At 60.3% G+C, this 19,020-nt stretch carries 16 protein-coding genes; 12 read left to right on the top strand and 4 right to left on the bottom strand.

Annotation, left to right across the window (positions count from 1 at the left end; translation table 11 throughout):
• Nucleotides 1-11 precede the first annotated feature (11 nt).
• From AWB72_RS25570 to ligD, 5 genes are all read left to right on the top strand, one after another.
• Nucleotides 12-530 carry a flavin reductase gene (locus AWB72_RS25570; RefSeq protein ID WP_087128869.1) on the top strand — a complete coding sequence of 173 codons (519 nt, stop codon included), beginning with the start codon at nucleotides 12-14 and terminating at the stop codon, nucleotides 528-530.
• Between the two features lie 2 nt (nucleotides 531-532).
• On the top strand, nucleotides 533-1,207 hold the full coding sequence (locus AWB72_RS25565; RefSeq protein ID WP_143754686.1) for an EthD family reductase: 675 nt from the start codon (nucleotides 533-535) through the stop codon (nucleotides 1,205-1,207).
• Between the two features lie 44 nt (nucleotides 1,208-1,251).
• A complete protein-coding gene (locus tag AWB72_RS25560; RefSeq protein WP_087128933.1) occupies nucleotides 1,252-2,172 on the top strand; it encodes a LysR family transcriptional regulator in 921 nt (306 codons plus the stop codon).
• Between the two features lie 393 nt (nucleotides 2,173-2,565).
• Complete coding sequence (locus AWB72_RS25555) at nucleotides 2,566-2,853, top strand: hypothetical protein (protein WP_087128867.1); 288 nt, start codon at nucleotides 2,566-2,568, stop codon at nucleotides 2,851-2,853.
• A 1-nt stretch (nucleotide 2,854) separates the two neighbouring features.
• Complete coding sequence (ligD, locus tag AWB72_RS25550; protein WP_087128931.1) at nucleotides 2,855-4,819, top strand: DNA ligase D; 1,965 nt, start codon at nucleotides 2,855-2,857, stop codon at nucleotides 4,817-4,819.
• 32 nt (nucleotides 4,820-4,851) lie between these two features.
• Here ligD and AWB72_RS25545 read toward each other — a convergent pair whose 3' ends face one another.
• From AWB72_RS25545 to AWB72_RS25535, 3 genes are all read right to left on the bottom strand, one after another.
• Nucleotides 4,852-5,073: a hypothetical protein gene (locus AWB72_RS25545; protein WP_087128866.1), complete on the bottom strand. Its 222-nt coding sequence runs from the start codon at nucleotides 5,071-5,073 to the stop codon at nucleotides 4,852-4,854.
• 118 nt (nucleotides 5,074-5,191) lie between these two features.
• Nucleotides 5,192-6,163, bottom strand: coding sequence for an SOS response-associated peptidase family protein (locus AWB72_RS25540; RefSeq protein ID WP_087128864.1), 972 nt, complete (start codon nucleotides 6,161-6,163; stop codon nucleotides 5,192-5,194).
• Nucleotides 6,164-6,211: 48 nt separating this feature from the next.
• A complete protein-coding gene (locus tag AWB72_RS25535; protein WP_087128863.1) occupies nucleotides 6,212-6,565 on the bottom strand; it encodes a hypothetical protein in 354 nt (117 codons plus the stop codon).
• A 298-nt stretch (nucleotides 6,566-6,863) separates the two neighbouring features.
• Between AWB72_RS25535 and imuA the strand changes: the two genes are divergently transcribed.
• The 7 genes from imuA to AWB72_RS25500 all read left to right on the top strand — a co-directional run bounded on the left by imuA (nucleotide 6,864) and on the right by AWB72_RS25500 (nucleotide 18,245).
• Nucleotides 6,864-7,595, top strand: coding sequence for a translesion DNA synthesis-associated protein ImuA (gene imuA / locus AWB72_RS25530; RefSeq protein WP_087128930.1), 732 nt, complete (start codon nucleotides 6,864-6,866; stop codon nucleotides 7,593-7,595).
• Nucleotides 7,519-9,009, top strand: coding sequence for a Y-family DNA polymerase (locus tag AWB72_RS25525; protein WP_087128861.1), 1,491 nt, complete (start codon nucleotides 7,519-7,521; stop codon nucleotides 9,007-9,009). The genes imuA and AWB72_RS25525 overlap by 77 nt, the downstream gene beginning before the upstream one ends.
• A 20-nt stretch (nucleotides 9,010-9,029) precedes the next feature.
• Nucleotides 9,030-12,203 carry an error-prone DNA polymerase gene (locus AWB72_RS25520; protein ID WP_087128859.1) on the top strand — a complete coding sequence of 1,058 codons (3,174 nt, stop codon included), beginning with the start codon at nucleotides 9,030-9,032 and terminating at the stop codon, nucleotides 12,201-12,203.
• Nucleotides 12,204-12,721: 518 nt separating this feature from the next.
• A complete protein-coding gene (locus AWB72_RS25515; protein ID WP_143754683.1) occupies nucleotides 12,722-14,773 on the top strand; it encodes an Ig-like domain-containing protein in 2,052 nt (683 codons plus the stop codon).
• A 427-nt stretch (nucleotides 14,774-15,200) separates the two neighbouring features.
• A complete protein-coding gene (locus AWB72_RS25510) occupies nucleotides 15,201-16,361 on the top strand; it encodes an IS30 family transposase (protein ID WP_087128856.1) in 1,161 nt (386 codons plus the stop codon).
• A 296-nt stretch (nucleotides 16,362-16,657) separates the two neighbouring features.
• Nucleotides 16,658-16,909, top strand: a complete 252-nt coding sequence (locus tag AWB72_RS25505) for a hypothetical protein (RefSeq protein WP_087128854.1) — start codon at nucleotides 16,658-16,660, stop codon at nucleotides 16,907-16,909.
• A gap of 178 nt (nucleotides 16,910-17,087) precedes the next feature.
• Nucleotides 17,088-18,245, top strand: a complete 1,158-nt coding sequence (locus AWB72_RS25500; protein WP_087128853.1) for an HNH endonuclease — start codon at nucleotides 17,088-17,090, stop codon at nucleotides 18,243-18,245.
• Nucleotides 18,246-18,646: 401 nt separating this feature from the next.
• Here the strand turns inward: AWB72_RS25500 and AWB72_RS25495 are convergent, their stop codons facing one another.
• Nucleotides 18,647-19,015, bottom strand: a complete 369-nt coding sequence (locus AWB72_RS25495) for a nitrile hydratase accessory protein (protein WP_087128851.1) — start codon at nucleotides 19,013-19,015, stop codon at nucleotides 18,647-18,649.
• Nucleotides 19,016-19,020 lie beyond the last annotated feature (5 nt).

The following is a 19,020-nucleotide window of genomic DNA, read 5'->3' as shown; positions in this document are numbered from 1 at the left end:
GGACATGAGCCATGACCCACGATCAATCGCGCGCGCAGTTTCGCAACGCAATGGCCTCGCTCGGCGCGGCCGTCAACGTCATTACCACGGACGGCCCGCACGGACGTTGCGGTATCACGGCAAGCGCCGTTTGCTCCGTGACGGATACGCCACCAACGATGCTCGTCTGCATCAATCAGTCGAGCTATGTTCACGACGTGCTGCTCGGTAACGGCAGCGCGTGCATCAACGTGCTCGGCGCGCACGCGCAGGAACTGGCGCGGATGTTTGCGGGCATGGATGGAAGCTCGATGGAAGAACGCTTCTCGCGCTGCGGCTCGCGGACGGGCGCACTGCATCTTCCCGTGCTCGACGATGCCATCGCGAGTCTCGAAGGCCGTATCGTCGACAGCAAGCAGGTCGGTTCGCATTCGGTGCTGTTCGTACAAGTCGAGCACATCGGCTCGCGAGAAGACGGCGATGGTCTTGTGTACTTCGGCCGGCAGTTCCATCGGCTCGCGCGCGCGGCCGCTTCCTGCGAGGCCGCGTGACCATGCAAGTCTGCCTGTTTTTGATCGGTGCGAGCGGGCAGCCATCGCTGCCCGATATTGCGCCGTTGCAGGGCATCGACGGCCTGCGCAGCCTACTGCTGCATGAGCCGTTAGCAGAACGCGTCGATCCGCGCATTGCGCTGGCAGCCGATGCGCCATCGTGTGTGCTTCAGCTGTATTTCGATGAACTGGCCGCGCTCGAGGCTGCGACCAGGCTTGATGGTCCGATCCATCGCGCGCTTCGAGAACCTTTGATCGCCGGGCGCTTCACGCAGCAAGTCATGGCCGTGCGCGCTCTCGTCACCCACGAGCCAGCTACCCAAGCGTGCTTTCAGCGTTGCACCTACCTCGTCGCGTACGAAGGGCCGGCGGAGGACTTCAACACATGGCTCGCGCATTACCTACAGCATCACGCGCCGCTGATGTCCACCTTGCCGGCATTGCGCGAGTTGGAGATTTACACACGCATCGATTGCACGAGCGGCCTGTCATGTCCGCGCGCCGATGCGATGCAGCGTAACAAGGTCGTCTTCGACGATGCGTCCGCGCTCGCCGCCGCACTCGCCTCACCGGTGCGCGAATCGATGCGGCGCGATTTCTATACCTTGCCGCCCTATCAGGGAGCTACCCCCCATTTTGCAATGCGCAGCACATACGGTAATCTCGCCAAACATTGATGGCCGCATGGCGCGACCAGCGCTTGTTCGTGAGTCAACCGTGTATGACGAAGCTCAACTCCGGTATCGCCGATCTGAATCTGCTGCGCGTGTTCCTCGCCATCTGGGATCTGCGCAGCACGACCGCGGCAGGCGACCGTCTGGAACTGACACAGCCGGCGGTCAGTCATGCACTAAGGCGCTTGCGCACGATCTTTGATGATCCACTCTTTGTGCGCACCCCCACCGGCATGGTGCCTACCGATGCCGCGCATCGCCTATATCCGCCGCTCGCGCAGGCGTTGTCGATCATCAATGACGCTGTCCAGCAACTCGCCAAATTCGATCCCGCTACCGCCCGGCGCGTGTTTCGAATTTCGATGTCGGACATGTCGGAATTCTTTTTTCTGCCGCCGCTAGTAGCGCTACTCGACCGCGAGGCGTGCGGCATACGAATCGAAGCGGTCAATCTGCCGGTGGAATCCGTCAGTGCGGCCATGCGCTCTGGCGAAGTGGATTTGGCTTTGGGCTACGTGCCGGGTCTCGATGCGGGTTGCGTGAGCCAGACACTATTCGTCGACCACCATGTCTGCGTGGTGCGCGCAAACCATCCGTTAGGCAAGTCACGGCCGACACGCGAAGATTTGGCCGCCTTGCGCTACGTCAACGCGAGCACCAACGCGACGGGCCATCGAATGGTCGAACAATGGCTCGACGAGCTCAATCTCAAGCGCGATGTCGTGGTCCAACTGCCGCATTTTGTTGTGGCGCCAGAGATCGTAACGAACACGGACCTAGCCGTCATCTTCCCTAAAAGCATTGCGCAGCGCCTGAATCGCGGTAAAGCCTTTCGCATTCTGCCCTTGCCGTTCGCCCTGCCGCCCATCGAGATTCAGGTGCACTCGCATTCGCAATTCACGAGCGATCCGGGCGTGGCGTGGTTGCGCAACACAATTTATTCGATGTTTCATCAGCAAGATGCGTGATAGCCATTTGCTGCGTGGATACACGACTCCTATGCGGCGAGTCGTCGGCTCAGTCCTCGTACCGAGCCCCAGCCAGGCTTCTTGACGCACTCAAAAGCGCGGCGCTACGTCCAGAACAGTCTTGACGAGCACCATGTCCTTGTACAAAGCGCAGAGCTTTCACAAGCGACCATGTGATGTCCGCTTGTCGGCTGGTTTCCCGTGAAAAAAAGCCCGCTTAGTCAAGCGGGCTCAATCCGTATCGATGGACATGGAGGAGACAAGCTAAGCATAAACCCGCAGCGCTCAGCTGCAAGTCCCGCGTCGACCTGTCTCCGATAGGCAACGGCTCGCCGTTCACCGGTTCATTCCCCGGGCGCGACGCTTGCGTAACCGAGGTCCGGAGGCGCGGCCATGAAAGCGACTACATTCTTGGAACAAGCCAAACAGGAAGCCCAGCTCGTGGATGCGCTGCTCGTTGCCCGATACGCCCTCGTCATCCATGACGGCATGACGCTATTAGGCGACGATGAACCGCCGCCGCGCTGGCCGATGCGCTTCGATCGCGAACTCGAGTGCATCGATGCAGCCCTTCAGATGGCCGGGATTGACACGACGCAGGCGCTTCATCCGCCGAATCTTTATTGGAAGGACGATGACGCCGATGACCGCGGTGGCTTGCCGCCGCGCGCGGACGACTAACATGGGGCGCTGGAGCGGACCACGCGCGATACGCGTGCGCGCACCTGACGCGCTGCCAGGCGAGATGCGTTTGCTGATCGAGCCGCAGCTAGCGACGTTGGTTGAACGTCATCCTGCAGAGGGCGACTGGTCCTACGAGATCAAGTTCGACGGCTATCGCATGCTCGCGCGCATCGAACGGGGTGACGTCAAGCTCGTCACCCGCAATGGGCACGACTGGACGGAGCGCATGCCGCGGCTGCGCGCCGCACTTGAAGACCTACAGGTCGATACCGCATGGATCGACGGCGAGGCGGTTGTCCTCGATGCGACAGGCAAGCCCGACTTCAATGCGCTGCAGAACGCATTCGATCGGCGCAGTACGGCCGATATCGTCCTATTCGTCTTCGATCTGTTGTGGCTCAACGGCAGCGACATCCGCGAACAGCCGCTGCGTGCGCGTCGGGCGCTGCTCCACGAGTTGATGCAAAGCGTCGATAGCCCGCTCCTGCGTTACTCCGACGATTTCGCCGAGGATCCGGCCTCGCTCGTGGCGTCCGCCTGCAAGATGCAGCTCGAAGGCATTATCGGCAAGCGGGCCGATGCGCCCTACCGGTCCGGACGCTCGAACGACTGGATCAAGCTCAAGTGCAATCTGAGACAAGAGTTCGTGATCGGCGGGTTTTCGCGTGTCAAGGGCGCGAAATCAGGCGTGCGCTCCTTGTTGCTGGGCGTCTACGAGCCAGATGGCACCCTCCGGTATGCCGGCCATGTGGCGCCTCATCTCACGCCCGCGCGAAGTGCTGCCTTTAGCAAGCGCGCGCAGGCTTTGCAGCAGGCTCAACCCGCCTTCTATAACGCGCCGGAACCCGAGCGCGATCGTGAGTTTTACTGGCTCAAGCCTGACATCGTGGCGGAAGTCGCTTTCCTCGAATGGACATCCAACGGCGAAGTCCGCCACCCAGTCTTTCATGCGCTGCGCGAAGACAAGCCGGCACGCGCGGTGACGGAAGAGAAGGTCGTCGCCGAACCGCGGGTCGATGGCCCCGGGCAGATCGGCTCGACGCGCGAGCGGCCCGGTCCGCGCGGGACGGTCATCGTGGGCGACATCAAGATCAGCAATCCGCAGCGCGTGATGGATCAAGCATTAGGCCACACCAAGCTCGACATCGTGCGTTACTACGACGCGATCGCCGAGTGGGCGCTGCCCTATCTGCATGCCCGGCCGCTCGCGCTCGTACGCGCGCCCGACGGCATCGCCGGCGAGCTGTTCTTTCAGAAGCACTCCGAGCGCGCCCGCATCCCCGGCATTGAAGAGTTGCCCGTCAGTCTATACCCGGGACATAAGCCGCTGCTGGTCGCCAACACCGCGGACGCGCTGGTCGGACTCGCTCAGATGAGCGTCGTCGAGATTCACTCATGGAATGGCGCGGCGCCTGATCTGGAGCATCCGGATCGGGTCATCTTCGATCTGGATCCTGACCCAGCCTTGCCGTGGTCGGCCATGCTGGAAGCGGCATCGCTCGTGAAGGTGGTGCTGGATGAGCTGGGATTGCGCTCGTTCGCGAAGACCAGCGGCGGCAAGGGCTTTCATATTGTCGTGCCGCTCACGCGCCGACAGGGATGGGATGAGGTCAAGTTGTTCTCGCAGGCCGTCGCCCAGCACATGACGCGCGTGGTGCCGCAGCGCTTTTCAGCAGTCCTCGGTCCGAAGAACCGCGTGGGCAAAATTTTCATCGACTACCTGCGCAACGGTCGAAGCGCCAGCACGGTGGCCGCGTTTTCCGTGCGCGCGCGCCCCGGCATGGCGGTGTCGATGCCGGTCTCGTGGGATGAGTTGAATGACGTGAGGAGCGGCGACCAATGGACGATGGCGCAAGCCGTTCACCGACAACGGACGCTCACCACTGATCCGTGGGAAGGCTACTGGCGCACGCGGCAAGGGATTACGGCCGCGATGCGCCGGGCGGTCGGCATGAAGCGCTAAAGAAGTCACAATCTAGCGCCGGCGCCCGAACCCTAGCCACGCGCTTCGGTGCCCTTGAGCTCGCCATGCTTATGCGAGTGCGTCGCGCCATATTTGAGTTCATAGTGCGCGCCCTTGCCACTGCGCGTGGGCGGGAAGTGCTCACCCTCAACACACGTCACTTCGAAGGTGTCTTTGCCATCGTCGTGAACCACGGAATAGATACCCGACACCTTGACGATTTCGCCGGGCTTATACGAGTTGTCACCTGCCATCGTCGCCTCTCCTGAGAAAAGAACAACGACAGACGAGCAAGGAGCGTTCCGAGGTTTCCAGCCAAGTATCGCCGGCCAAGCATCACCGCTGCTCGCCACTACGCCACCAACGCCACCATTACGCCGCGAGCCGATGCTCGTAGTACGGCCGGTCGCGATCTTCCAAAATGGCATCGAGCGCGGCGAGGCCGGACGCCTGCGGATTCAACCAGGCGTCGACGTGCTCTCGCTTGATCGGCACGATGCAGCGATCGTGGCCTGCGGCTTCGACCTCGGCCGGCGGCTCGTCGGTGATGGCCGCGAACGACAACAGATCCGGCTGACCGGGTGCCGTCCACTTGGACCACAGGCACGCGACCATCAGCAGCTGGCCGTTGTTGGGACGAAACTCCAGGACGACGTTTTCGCCCTGCGCCTGGGGTCCGTCATGCGTTTCGAACAAGGTGTTCTCGCACTTCGCGCGCGTGACGTTCTCGTAGAAGACGTCGACGAGCAACAGGCCGTGCGTGTAGCCAAAACATGGCTTCCAGAACTTATCCAGGCTGTCGCGTCGCGCGTTGTACGTCCCGGGGTATTTGAAGTCGTAGTTCGCAGGCTTGCCCGCGATGCGGCATTGATAACGCATCGGCTTGACCACATACTGCCCGTCTTCGACCACGAGGACCGGCGCGTAGTAGCCGGGAAAGATGCGCGAGTCCCGCGGCTCCTGCCCGGTTCGTCCGAAGTCGGCCAGTCGCCGTAACGCCGCATCGATCTTGTCCGTCGCGATGCGCTTGCTTGCGGTCGCTGCTTTGGTCGTCTTCGTCTGCAGCGTGCGCTCAGCATCGGCCAGCCGCGTTCGCTGCTTAAAAAGTTCTTGCTCGACCTTGGTCGCCTGTTCCGCGTTGTAGCGGTCAATGAACGTCTTGATATGGCGCTCGTCATCGGTCTGAGGCTCACGGAAGGCGTCTTCCATCGCCTTCGGGACTTTTGCCTTGCTGCCCTCGGCACGCTCCCAGAACAGTCGCGCGAACTCGCGGATGTCCATCTGTGCGCCGAACATCTTCACGTAGCGGCGATAGTCGGCCTGGATTTGCGCTGAGTAACACATGCGTCAGATTCCCCATTGGTGTGATGACGAACGCCAAGGCGCCGGACGTCAGAGCGCCTCTTTGCACAGCGCCAGCATCTTCTTGATGACGGTGCACGAATAGTTGAGTTGCATGTCACCCGTGAAGAGCGCCTGGACGTTCGACTGGCGCACCGCGATGCCGGCGCCTTTCAAGTCGCGTTTCGCGATCTTGAGCGCCAGTTGGCCGAGGCGCACGCGCTCGAGCCAATCCATCCAGAGGTGGTTGCGTCGAAGCCAGAGGCGGCAGCTTTCCACGAGATGATCGACTCGCCACTCATACGTGAGCGAATGGGAGGCCGCCACGGTCGCGACCAGGAAGCACAGCAACTCGGCGCGCGCGTCCGACCCATCCGTCACTTCGTTGATATCCGATCCAGCCATACGTCGTTTCGTTTCCTTTGCTTCGTTTCCTGATGGCGTTGCTCGCTTCGATTGCAATGCTCCATGGCAATTGCGGGCGCAGGGGCCGGAATCAACATCACTCTGCCTTCCCCCACGCGGCCAGAGGCACCGCCATGGATTTGGTTACCGATTGGCCCTGCCAGCGCCGTCTCGCCTTCTCGACGCAGTAACGAATCAGGATAGTCGCGCTGTCCAGCAGCAGCGACAAAAAAGGGCGCAATACCGCGTTGCGGATTTCGAGGTAAAGTACTGTACATATATACAGTACTTATGCACAATGGCGGCCCTGCTCAAACATGTCGAGTCCATCCACCCGAACCTGTGGCTCGGATCGCAGTTGGCGCGTGCCTACGGCAAGACCGTCGACACCGGCTACGCGGCGTTGTCGGCGGAACTGCCCGGCGGCGGCTGGCCGCTGGGTGCGCTGGTGGAATTGCTGGTTCAGCAGCCTGGCGTCGGTGAAATGCGTCTGCTGCGTCCGGCGCTCGCACGCGTGGCTCATCAGGGTCGGCACGCTCAGCGGTCGGTTGTGCTGCTGCAAGCGCCGCACGTGCCGAATGCGCTGGCGTTCTCGTACCTCGGCCTGCCGGTGGAGAAACTGATGTGGTTGCGGGCATCGAAAACTGCGGACGCCTTGTGGTGCGCCGAGCGCGTGCTGCAGGCCGGAAGTTGCGGTGCGCTGCTCTTCTGGCAACAGCACATCCGCTCCGAGGCGTTGCGACGTTTGCATCTGGCCGCTCAGGCGACCGAGACGTTGCTGATTCTGGTGCGGCCGCTTGCCAGCGCCCAGGATGCGTCGCCGGCGACCTTACGGCTTGGCGTGCGACCGGCAGAGGGCGGGATTGCAGTCGACTTCATTAAACGACGCGGGCCCAACCGAACCGAGCCCTTGACCGTCACCTTACAACCGTCGCCGATTTTGCTGAGTCCCTATGGCCGTATTCGTCGCCATTCACTTGCCCCGGCTGTCGCTGGAGGTGTTCAGACCGAGGTGGTCGCCTCCGTCTGAGCACGGGTGCGTGGTGCTTGAGCGTGACAAGGTCATCGTGCTCGATGCGGTGGCAAGGGACGCGGGCGTGCGAGTGGGGATGAAACGTGGTGGGGTCACGACGCTCGCGCCGGACGCGCTGATGTGCGATCGCAGCACGCAGCGCGAACAAGAGATGCAGCGCGAGGTGGCCATCGCGCTGCTGCGTTTCTCGCCGCAGGTAGCGGTATGTGAAGAAGAAACCATTGTCGTCGACGTCACGGCGAGCTTGCGACTCTTCGGCGGCATCCTGCGCGTGTGCGGCGAAATCAAGGACGTCGTCAAGACCATCGGCGTCACCGCGCGCATGAGCGTCGCGCCCACCGGCCGCGGCGCGTGGCTGCTCGGCAAGGCCGGCCGCCGGCGGGTGCTCAAGATGCGTTCGCTTGAACGTCACTTGGGCGCGTTGCCGTTCATGGTGGTGCCGGAGATGCGGCCGTTCGCCGACTGGTTCAGTGGACTGGGCTGCCGCGTCCTGGGCGATATCCAACGCCTGCCTCGTGCAGGCTTGAAGAAAAGGTGTGGCGTGGACCTACTCGATTCCCTGGACCAGGCCTATGGCCTGGCGCCTGAACTGCACGAATGGCTCGAACTGCCGCCGACCTTCAGCGCTCGCGTCGAGCTGCCTGATCGCGTTGAGCATGCGGAAGCCATCCTCTTTTCCGCGCGGCGACTCGTCGTGCAACTGTGCGGATGGCTCACCGCCCAGCAACTGGCGCTCACGCATGCCACGATCACCCTCGAGCATGAACGCGGACGGCAGGCTATCAAGCCGACGCTCATTGAGATTGCGCTTGCCGAGCCAACCTGGCATGAAGAGCACTTGGTTCGTCTCCTGAAGGAGCGACTGGGGCGCACCGAGCTCGAAGCTGCGGTGATCGCCGTGCGGCTGACGGCCTCGGACGTGCGCGCGGCTGAACCGCCCAGCGATTCGCTGTTCCCCGCGCCCGGAGGATCCGCGCAAGACCATAACCGGCTGCTGGAGTTACTGGCTGCGCGCCTCGGCCCCGAAAATGTGCTGCGGCCCGCGCCCGCACCGGATCATCGCCCGGAGCACGCCAATCAGTGGGTGCCGGTGCAAGGCAGCCCAAGGACGCACGCCGCGACCCTCGCGCCCTCCGCCCTCCCCGCGCCTGATGATCTACCACGACCGACCTGGCTGCTGCATGTGCCGTTGCGCTTGATGGTCAAGAACCATCGTCCGTTCTATGGTTCGCCGCTCAAGCTGGTATCGACCGGCGAACGGATCGAGGCCGGATGGCATGACGGCGCGCTGGTGACGCGCGATTATTTCGTCGCGGAAGCCGACGACAAGAGCTGCTACTGGATCTACCGCGAGCGGCCGAGTGTCAAGACCGAGGAAACGCGCTGGTTCCTGCACGGCCTGTTTGGCTAAGCGGATAAGCAGGTGGCATTGTGGAGTTTCCCTCATCGGCCCTGCCCGACTACGCGGAGCTTTTCGCGTTCAGTAACTTTTCGTTCCTGCACGGTGCGTCGCACGGTGAAGAGCTGGTGCTGCGCGCGGCACAACTCGGCTACGCGGGATTAGCTATCACCGACGAGTGCTCGGTCGCGGGCGTCGTGCGCGCGCATGTTCAGGCGAAGGAAGAAAAGCTGCCGCTCGTCATTGGCTCGTACTTTCGTCTGGTCCAGGCGAGTCACGGTGCTGATAGCGGTCCCAAGAACCGCCCCGCTTTTGGCCTCATCTTGCTCGCGCAGAACCGCGAAGGTTACGGCAACCTGTGCGAACTCATCTCGCTTGCGCGCATGCGGGCGGCCAAGGGCAGCTACGTGCTGACACCCGACGATCTTGCACGGCCGGAACCGAAGTACGCGCACTTGAAGGGCGTTCCAGAGTGCCTTGCGATCCTGGTGCCGGATTGTCCGGCGAAGGAAGAGACGCTGACGGCGCAAGTCGACTGGTTGCGCCACATCTTCCCGGCGCGTGCGTGGATTGGGCTCACGCTGCATCAGCGGGCGATGGACGACATCCATCGGGGCATCGTTGAACAGGTGGCGTTGCGAGCCGGGATACCGGTCGTCGCCACCGGCAACGTCGTAATGCATGTACGCTCGCGCAAGCCCCTACAGGACACCATGACCGCGATTCGCGTCGGCAAACCCGTGGCCGAATGCGGATATGAGCTGGCGCCCAATGCCGAGCAGCATTTGCGTTCTCGCTTACGGCTCGCGAACCTATATCCTCCGCATGCGATTGCCGAAACGTTGAGGATTCTCGCGCGCTGCAGCTTCTCGCTCGATGAACTGCGCTACGAGTATCCCGACGAACTGGTCCCCGAAGGCTACACGCACGAAGCCTATCTCCGGCAAGAGACCTATATCGGCGCGCACCGGCGCTTCCCTGGCGGCGTTCCGCACCACGTGCAGCAACAAATCGAGCATGAACTGCAGCTTATTCGCGAGCTGCGTTATGAAGCGTACTTCCTCACCGTCTATGACATCGTGCGCTTCGCACGCAGTCAGCACATCCTCTGTCAGGGCCGGGGGTCGGCTGCGAACAGCGCGGTGTGCTATTGCCTGGGCGTCACCGAAGTCGATCCGTCGCGCGGCAACATGCTGTTCGAGCGCTTCATCAGCAAGGAGCGCGGGGAGCCGCCCGACATCGACGTCGACTTCGAACACCAACGGCGCGAAGAGGTCATCCAGTACATCTACCGGAAGTATGGACGGGACCGAGCGGCAATCGCCGCCGCGGTATCGACCTATCGACCGCGTAACGCCCTTCGGGAAACCGGCAAGGCGCTCGGCATCGATCCGCAGATCGTTGACAAGGTCGCGAAGAGCCATCAGTGGTTCGATCACTCGCAGGACCTGCTGCGTCGCTTCGAGGAGTCGGGCCTCGATCCTGCCAATCCGCTGATCGCGATGTGGGCGAATCTGGCGGCGCAGATCCTTAACTTCCCTCGGCACCTGTCGCAGCACTCGGGCGGCTTTGTGATCAGTCGCGGCAAGCTCACGCGGCTGGTGCCGGTCGAGAATGCGGCGATGCCGGACCGCAGCACGATCCAGTGGGATAAGGACGACCTCGAAGCGCTCGGCTTGCTGAAAATCGACGTGCTCGCGCTCGGGATGTTGTCCGCGATTCGACGCACGCTCGATATCGTCTCGGAGCAACGTGGCGAGCGCTTCGAAATGCAGGACATTCCGGCGGAAGATGCGGCCACCTACGAGATGATCTCCCGCGCGGACACGGTCGGTGTCTTCCAGATCGAGTCGCGCGCACAGATGAGCATGCTTCCGCGTATGCAGCCCAGAGCGTTCTACGATCTCGTGATCGAAGTGGCAATCGTGCGGCCGGGGCCGATTCAGGGTGGTGCCGTCCATCCCTACTTGCGGCGGCGCCAGAAGCTGGAACCGGTCACCTATCCCAGCAAGGAATTGGAAATCGCGCTGGGCCGTACGCTCGGCGTGCCGATCTTCCAGGAGCAGGTCATGCAGGTGGCGATCCTCGCCGCAGGCTTCACGCCGGGTGAAGCCGATCAGCTACGGCGCGCGATGGCGGCATGGAAGCGCAAGGGCGGCTTGCAACAGTACTACGATCGCATCGTCGGTGGTATGCAGACGCGTGGTTACGACAAGGCTTTCGCGGAAGCCATCTTCGAGCAGATCAAGGGATTCGGCGAGTATGGCTTCCCGGAGAGTCATGCGGCGAGCTTCGCGCTGCTCGTCTATGCGAGCAGCTGGCTCAAATGCCATGAGCCCGCCGCGTTTCTGGCCGCCATGCTCAACTCTCAGCCGATGGGCTTCTACTCGCCTTCTCAGCTGGTGCAAGACGCGCGGCGTCACGGAGTCGAGATGGCCCCGATTGACGTCACCATCAGCGGCTGGCATTCGGTGCTCGAAAATCGCTCCGGTCGGCAGAAGCCTGTCGTGCGGCTTGGGCTGTCGTTGCTTAAGGGCATGCGCGAGGGCGCCGCCGAGCGGATCGAAACGGCACGTGCCGTGAAGCCGTTCGCAAGCGTGAGCGACTTGGCGCGCCGCGCGCAGCTCGATCGCCGCGACCTGCAGGTGCTCGCGGCAGCGAACGCGCTCCGGTCTCTGGCAGGAAACCGTCGTGAAGCGTTGTGGCAGTCTGCGGCCGCAGTGCCCGACCGCGACATCATGGTCGATACTCGAATCGACGATGAGACGCCGACGCTCGGTTCGCCGTCGGAAGCGCAGGAGATCGTGAGCGACTACAACACCGCGGGACTGACGCTCGGACGCCATCCGCTCTCGCTCTTGCGGCCGGCGTTGCTTGAACAACGGTTGATGCCCGCTTCGACGTTGCGCACGTATCGCAGCGGGCGTCTCGCCCGAGGCTGTGGGCTGGTGACCGTGCGGCAGCGACCCGGGACCGCAAAAGGCGTCGTGTTTGTGACGCTCGAGGATGAGACGGGTAACGTCAACGTCATCGTATGGCCGTCGTTGCTCGAGAAGCAACGCCGTGAAGCGTTGGGCGCGGCCTTGCTCGCGGTGTACGGCACATGGCAATGCGAAGGGGAAGTCCGTCATCTGGTGGCGCAACGGCTCGTCGATATGTCGCATCTGCTTGGTGGTTTGACGACCGTCAGCAAGAACTTCTGCTAACGCGTAGCGGTGCCGGCTAACGACTGGCAAATTGCGACCCGTTTCGGCCAGTCACTGGGGCGCCTGCCACCGTCGCTTTGCAGGGCACCTCGGACATTGGGTGTCGAAACCGCACGTAAGGAGAGATAGCCAGACGGTTTCTATCGATTTCCATAGACAGGCTTTTGAAGTCACGCGAGGAGTCCATCGTTGATTGCTTTTGCATCATTGAGGGACCCCCGCCCGTTTCGCCGCCCCGTTGCTTGCCGATCTGATATCGCAAGCGCTCACCGATCCTGTCAGATCTCAAGATCCGATATAGATCCGAGAACAACGGTAAGGCCCGCGTTTTCTAGTTCTTCCAGAAGTGTGCGATGCGCCACAGTTCGGAAATAAGGTTGAAAGGCGAGCGACCTATCAATTTGAAGTGACGCTCGTTCCCTTCCTGGCACGCAACGCGTACCGGGCCTTGACCTCGCACCGCAGAATCACAGGCCGGGAACGCCAAAAACTGATGGCAGACGTGGAGCGATGCGATCGTGAAAACCAGATGGGCGTCTGCATTGGTCACGGTGGTTGCGGTATTTGTGCTAGCAGCGTGCGGCGGCGGCAACAACAGTAGTCCCAGCAACAACGACACGGAGACGTCCACAACGCAAGGCGGCGCAACGATACAAAAGACGTTCCAGCCTAACGTCGTTCGTTTTCCGGGCACCACTGCCGGTATTACCGCCACGGGCCCGGAGACGTTCTCTTTCAATCCAACGCCATCGAACCTAGTTGTAAATGCCGTCTTTACCTGGATGGATAGAGCTTATGTAGTGCTCTCGATCCAGCCGAGGAGTAATGGCGCGGCCGTAGTCAACACACGCGATGCCCAGTTCGATGAAGTCTTCAAACAACTGACAGTGACTGGGAATCTGACATTGGACGATGCCAACGGGTCGCGCATGGTGGTTGTGGACGCCGATAATGACGTCATAACTTCCACAACGTCGGGAACCGCTAATGCTGCGATTGCACATGCAGCATCGACGCCCCCGCCTTCCTGCAAATACACAACAAAAGACCCCGCGTTGGGAGGTGAGACCAACATATCCTGCTCATACAGCCAGAATCTGTCGGACGGATTCGTTGTGACCTATTCGGGCGGAGTGAAAGACATCAAATTCGTCGGTGTCAACATGAATTCCGCAGGAAGCACGATAACGGGCAGCGAATACGAGTTCACACCGTTTTTCACGATAGCCGCACAATTGTCCGGGGAAAGTTCGAATAAAGCGGCGGAAACCAAGGATGACGTTTTGCTGTACGAGGCGCGCTTACCAATTCCAGAAACATTAGATTTCTTGAGTATCAGCGTTCCCTTTTACTTTTCGTATGATTTGCCGCTCTACAACCTGGGCATTGCTGGCTCGGCGACCTTTCCGTATGCCAACGGCGCATTTGGATTCGCAGGCGCGCTGCAGACACCGCTCGCGGAGGTAACCGGGAACTTTGCGGGCTTAGGGTTCACCTCCAAGATTGACGACGCGTTCGAGGGCGGCAAGACCGGCGTCGCGTTGGTGTTCTCAAAGTGGCCCACCCCGCTGTCGTCCGTCTTGGGCAACCTGCGATGGCCGTTCGGCGACGATAAGTTGTTGACACTCGGGGTGTACGGGAAACTTGGATTTGGTGGTTCCTTGTCGTATAGCGTGACGCCACCCGTAAAGACGGGCTGCTTTAAATGGAATCTTTCGGCAGAATCTATCCGGGAAGTGACGCTTAGCCTTCTGAAAGACGACCTCGCTACGTTTACCTCTGCCGCTGAGATTTACCCCGGCTCTACCCTCGCGGGCCAGGCAGGATGCAACACCGGCACCTTGACGGTAGCGGCGAGCCCAGCAACGGTTCAAGCCGGCGCGTCGGATTCATTGACCGCCGTCTATGCCGTTCCCGACGGAAGCCCAGCACCGATCGGAAATGTGACTTTCGTGGATCAGACCGGGATGACATTATGCTCGAATGTACCCCTAACCCCGAAAGGAATTGCCAGTTGCAGCGCAACGATAAACTCGAGCGCGGCGACGGACGTCGTCACCGCAAAATACAGCGGCGATTCGAATTACCCGCCCTCAAATGCCACAACCACTATCGCGATAACTACCGGTACCGCATCCCCGGGTGGCTTCTCGAACATTAACCTCAGCTGCAAGCGCAACCCGGATGGTACAGCGACGGTAACGGGTCTCTACTCGGTTACGCTACCGGCCGGATGGTCACTGCTCGCGGATGCCTGGCCGACTTCATATCTTTCAGGTACTTCGAGCACCTGCCAGGCTCCTTCCTATTCGGCCGAGCCGCCCGACTACACAGGCGGCGACTACCTCAATGCCAACTGCTCACCCGATCCCGGTGTTTCTGGTGTCGGCGGTACCCACACCTGTCAGAGCGACCCCTACGGTCCCTCAGTCAACGTTTGGGTTATGCTGAACGACCTCATCTATCCCAACATGTTTTACAACGGTTCAGTGCTTATCGAGATGTGTCGCTATGACAATCCGAGTAGCCAGCAACAAGAGTCGATCAACAACACTGTGCAATGCAACTGAGCGCCAACCTGCCGCTTGTTTCGCAGAGGGGCGTTCGTACACGAAATAGCTACGAAAAAGGGGGGGCCGGTGCGGACGGTTGTTTGCGTTCGGCGACGTGTAAATTGATGGACGGCGCGGCGCCGCTCACCTGCGATCTGATTTCGTCGGATCCTGCGGTCTTACGCGTCGGTCGAGCGTCTGTCAGGTTTTGAACAGAACTAGCCGTTCAAATGGCCGTCCTCTGACTTCCGCCAGTGGCGGAAACTGGCCGGACCCGGCCCGACGTAGACCGGCGGCGGTCGTCGGCCATAGATCGGCCGCGTCGGGCAGCAGTCGACCCAATCCCGTCGTTGTAACCTGGGCACGTTGAGCGTCATTAGACGGTGGCGGATTCAACCGGTCGATGCAACGCCTAGAATCAGCGTGAGCAGCGGAGGTGTTGCAAATGAAGCAGCGACCGAGAATCTATTACTCTGAGACCCAGAAAGCGCTGATGTGGGACCGATGGCGCAAGGGCGATACGATTCATCAGATTGCCAAACTGTTCGATCGAGGCCATTCTTCGATTCAGGGAATACTATCGGAGACCGGCGGCATCCAGCCGCTGCAAAGGCACCGCGCTGCACGGGTATTGACGCTCGCTGAGCGCGAGGAGATTTCCCGCTCCCTGGTGTCCGGATTATCGATTCGGTCGATCGCAGCCAGGCTGGGACGCGCTGCTTCCACGATAAGTCGCGAATTACAGCGCAACGGGGGCAGCCGAGGCTATCGAGCGAGCCAGGCGGATGCGCTCGCCTGGGAGCGGGCACGTCGGCCGAAGGTTTGCAAATTGGTGCAAAACCAGACGCTGGCGGGAGTTGTCGCTGCAAAGCTGAAGCTGCAGTGGTCCCCTGAGCAGATTGCTGGTTGGCTCAGACATGCTTATGCGGTCAACAAGGATTATCTGGTGTCGCACGAGACAATCTATCGGAGCCTCTATATCCAAGCTCGCGGTGCCCTGAAGAAGGAATTGCTTGAGCACTTGCGACGCACTCGAACGATGCGCCGGTCTCGTCACCACACACTGAAAACTGAAGGCCGCACGAACATTCGCGACGCCGTGTCGATCAGTGAACGACCTGCTACAGCGGAGGATCGCGCAATACCCGGGCATTGGGAAGGTGACCTGCTGTACGGCAACGCTACGAGCCAGATTGCAACTCTCGTCGAACGTCAAAGTCGATTTGTGATGCTGGTCAAGGTCGCCAGCAAGGATTCTGAGGCTGTGGTTGACGCGCTGATACGACACGCCAGCAAGTTACCTCGGGAACTATATAAGTCGCTGACGTGGGACAGAGGTTCCGAGATGGCCGACCACCACCGCTTTACTGTCGCTACCGACATTGAGGTCTATTTCTGCGACCCACAGCACCCCTGGCAACGCGGTTCGAACGAAAACACGAATGGGCTTCTGAGGCAATACTTCCCTAAAGGTACTGATCTATCTGCCTACTCACAGACAAAGCTGGACGCCGTAGCCAGGCGGCTCAACGAACGACCTAGAAAGACACTAAACTTCGATACGCCAGCTGAGCGATTTAATCGCATCGTTGCATCGACCGGTTGAATCCGCCGATTTTAACGGCCACTCGCCGGCAATCGCCGTCGACGTTTCTTGAGCCTTTGCGGAGATTACCGAGAATGGCGCTCGACTCAGCTATCTGGCGTTGGACAGCCCTCTTGGACGGTCGTATCGCACCGCGACGAGTGGCTGCGTTGGTCGTGCGTCGACATCTTTGACACACTCGCCGAACAACAAGCCGCCAAAGTGTTGCAAATACGACGCGAAAACCACACAAGACTAGAGCGACCGAGGCGGCCTATGCAATATTCGCACTTCGCCCTTTTTCTCCCCGATAAAGCATGTCCGACCCTGACAAGCTGAAAGCATTCCAAGCCACCGCCGAGATTTCTCGCAAGTGGGTAAGCGTGATGGACACAAAAGCGGCTTTCGTCTCGGCGATGAACGCAGCGCTTCTTGTATTCGTCTGGACGGGCGAGCTCGGCAAAGATCGGTTGTTCGACGCCAGCGTGTACTTCATCGACCGTTTGGCACATTACACGCCAAAGTTCGATAAATTTGTGGCTGAGTGCTGCCGACCAGTACCTAGATAGAATGCATCGCGCGCTGAAGCAGACGATAGTGAGGACATGCTAAGAGCGATATCCAGATAGCCAAGACGGGTTCGAGCGCTCATTACGCTAGCAACGTCCGGCCCTGTGGAAAGCTTGCGCCTTTCACATTGCCCGTAGCTCAGACAGCAAAATATGGAAGTACTCTCCAAAAATATATATGAAGCGATGTATCTACTGCTGCAACGTAAAAGCGGAAGAGGAATTCACGCTTGAGCACGTTATACCGCAGTGTCTCGGAGGGGCGTACGCACCGGATCAGTTCAAGGTTCGGTCAGTGTGCAAGAGATGCAACAGCAATCTGGGCCTTTTTGTAGACGCCGGGTTTGAGAAAAATTGGTTCGTCTCAAACAAGTTGAGGGAAATAGCATATTCGACGTTCGACCCTGAAAGCGATGCTGGCTTGCCATTGATATGTATGGGGCAGTCGGATCTCGCGCCGCCGCAGATGCGGACCGGCGAGACATGTGAATCATGGCTTGGACCGCTAGGGGAGCAGGTCTACTGGGTGCGGCAGCACGATGAGCGCCTTTACTGGTACACGGGAGGGAATCCCCGCACTGCCAAGGACGTGGAAAGCCGCGCATATTTCATGTTCGGCGAGCGGTCTGGGAAGAATCCGCTGCTTCCATGGCGAGCATTTCGAGACGCGTTCGAGGGAAGGCGGGTAAAGAAAGTAATGTGCACGACGGTGCTTGGAGCGGACCCGAAAACAATCGGTTTTGAGGAGCCCGACGAGCTGGATCGCACGAGGGCCGCGTTCTTCGTGAGTAACTGTACCAGTAGCGGGTCGCGGAAAAATCAGCTGTCGCTATACATCAGCTACGACGTTCGATTCATGGCGAAACTTGCGATAGGCATTGCCTATTCACTGTTTGGTCAAAGAGCCCTCGACACAGAATATGCGGCACAGTTGTATAAGGGGCTCTGGCATCGTCCTGACGAGGAGATACCCGAGATTAACGGAACGACCGACCTAATGAAAATGCACGACCCTCGCTTCAGCCGAATAATGGGTGACTCGACCTGCATCACGATAGCAATCCTTCCTGTTCCGGACGGTGTTGCGGTCAATCTGAACATTGGCGAGTCAATGAATTGGGTCATAAGATGTGCCAGCAAAGAGAATCTGAGAGAGGAAGACATAGCCGCGCTTGGGCACGGGCGGGTATTGGTCCTATATCGACAGCTGCAGCGCGGCGTTGACGTTCCTATGTCTGACTTTCTCGCTCACAAGCTCGGGAATCTCGTGCATCCCCAGTTGGCCGACATAGGCGCAAAGCTTGGCTTACATAAGGACTACTTTCGGAACCTATGATCGTCCGCGTCCGCTTTACGTCTTGAAGACCGGCTCGCCCACCGTCCTTCGCATGCACCGGCTCGCGAATGACAGTGCTGCGGCGAGTTGCAACCGCAAAAGGCATAGATGGGAGCGTTGGGGAGGCCGAGATGCGCGAGTTGAGCGTCCGGCAGGTTCCGGAGCGGATCAGCCGTTCGAGTGACCATGACAACGCGCAGGCGGGCGGCAGAAATTGGCCGGATTGGTGAAGTCGCCAACGCCCGCTTATGGGCTCTCCGGTTCGCAAAAATCGGAGCAGCTGACTGACCGGTTCTAGAGAAGTCTTCGACTGCAGCGGGCTGGAAGTATGCACTGCCCGACTGGCCGAAATGGTCGATATCCAGCGCGCAGCAGACTATCCCACAGGCGTGCGATAGTCGTCACTCAAGCGCAATCGGGTGCCCGTGGGGGGTACGGCGTGCAGCGACTTCCCACGCATTGCGACGCTGCCGAAGCATGTCGTCCGTTACCAGTCGCTTGATGGTGCTGATGCGCTCCAGTGCCGTCAGCCAATGACTGTAGTACGTGTTGCCACGGTCCGGGTCGCCAGCGGCCTGCGCGTCACAGATTGCCTGATTCAGACATTGTGCCCATTCGGCCCAAGTGAACATGCCGCGCCTGTGCAAGGCCACTGTCATCGCAAAGGCCTGGGCTTCCCACGGCGCACTAAAAACGGGTCCTGCGTCGTCGAAAGGCAACGCCGGCAAGGCGGTGCGCAGTTGATGCAAGTTGGGCTGATCGGAAGACATGTCAG

The organism is Caballeronia concitans (assembly GCF_001544615.1).
Taxonomy (GTDB): domain Bacteria; phylum Pseudomonadota; class Gammaproteobacteria; order Burkholderiales; family Burkholderiaceae; genus Caballeronia; species Caballeronia concitans.
Note: the sequence above shows the minus strand (reverse complement) of the source record. Positions and strands in the feature narration are given on the sequence as shown.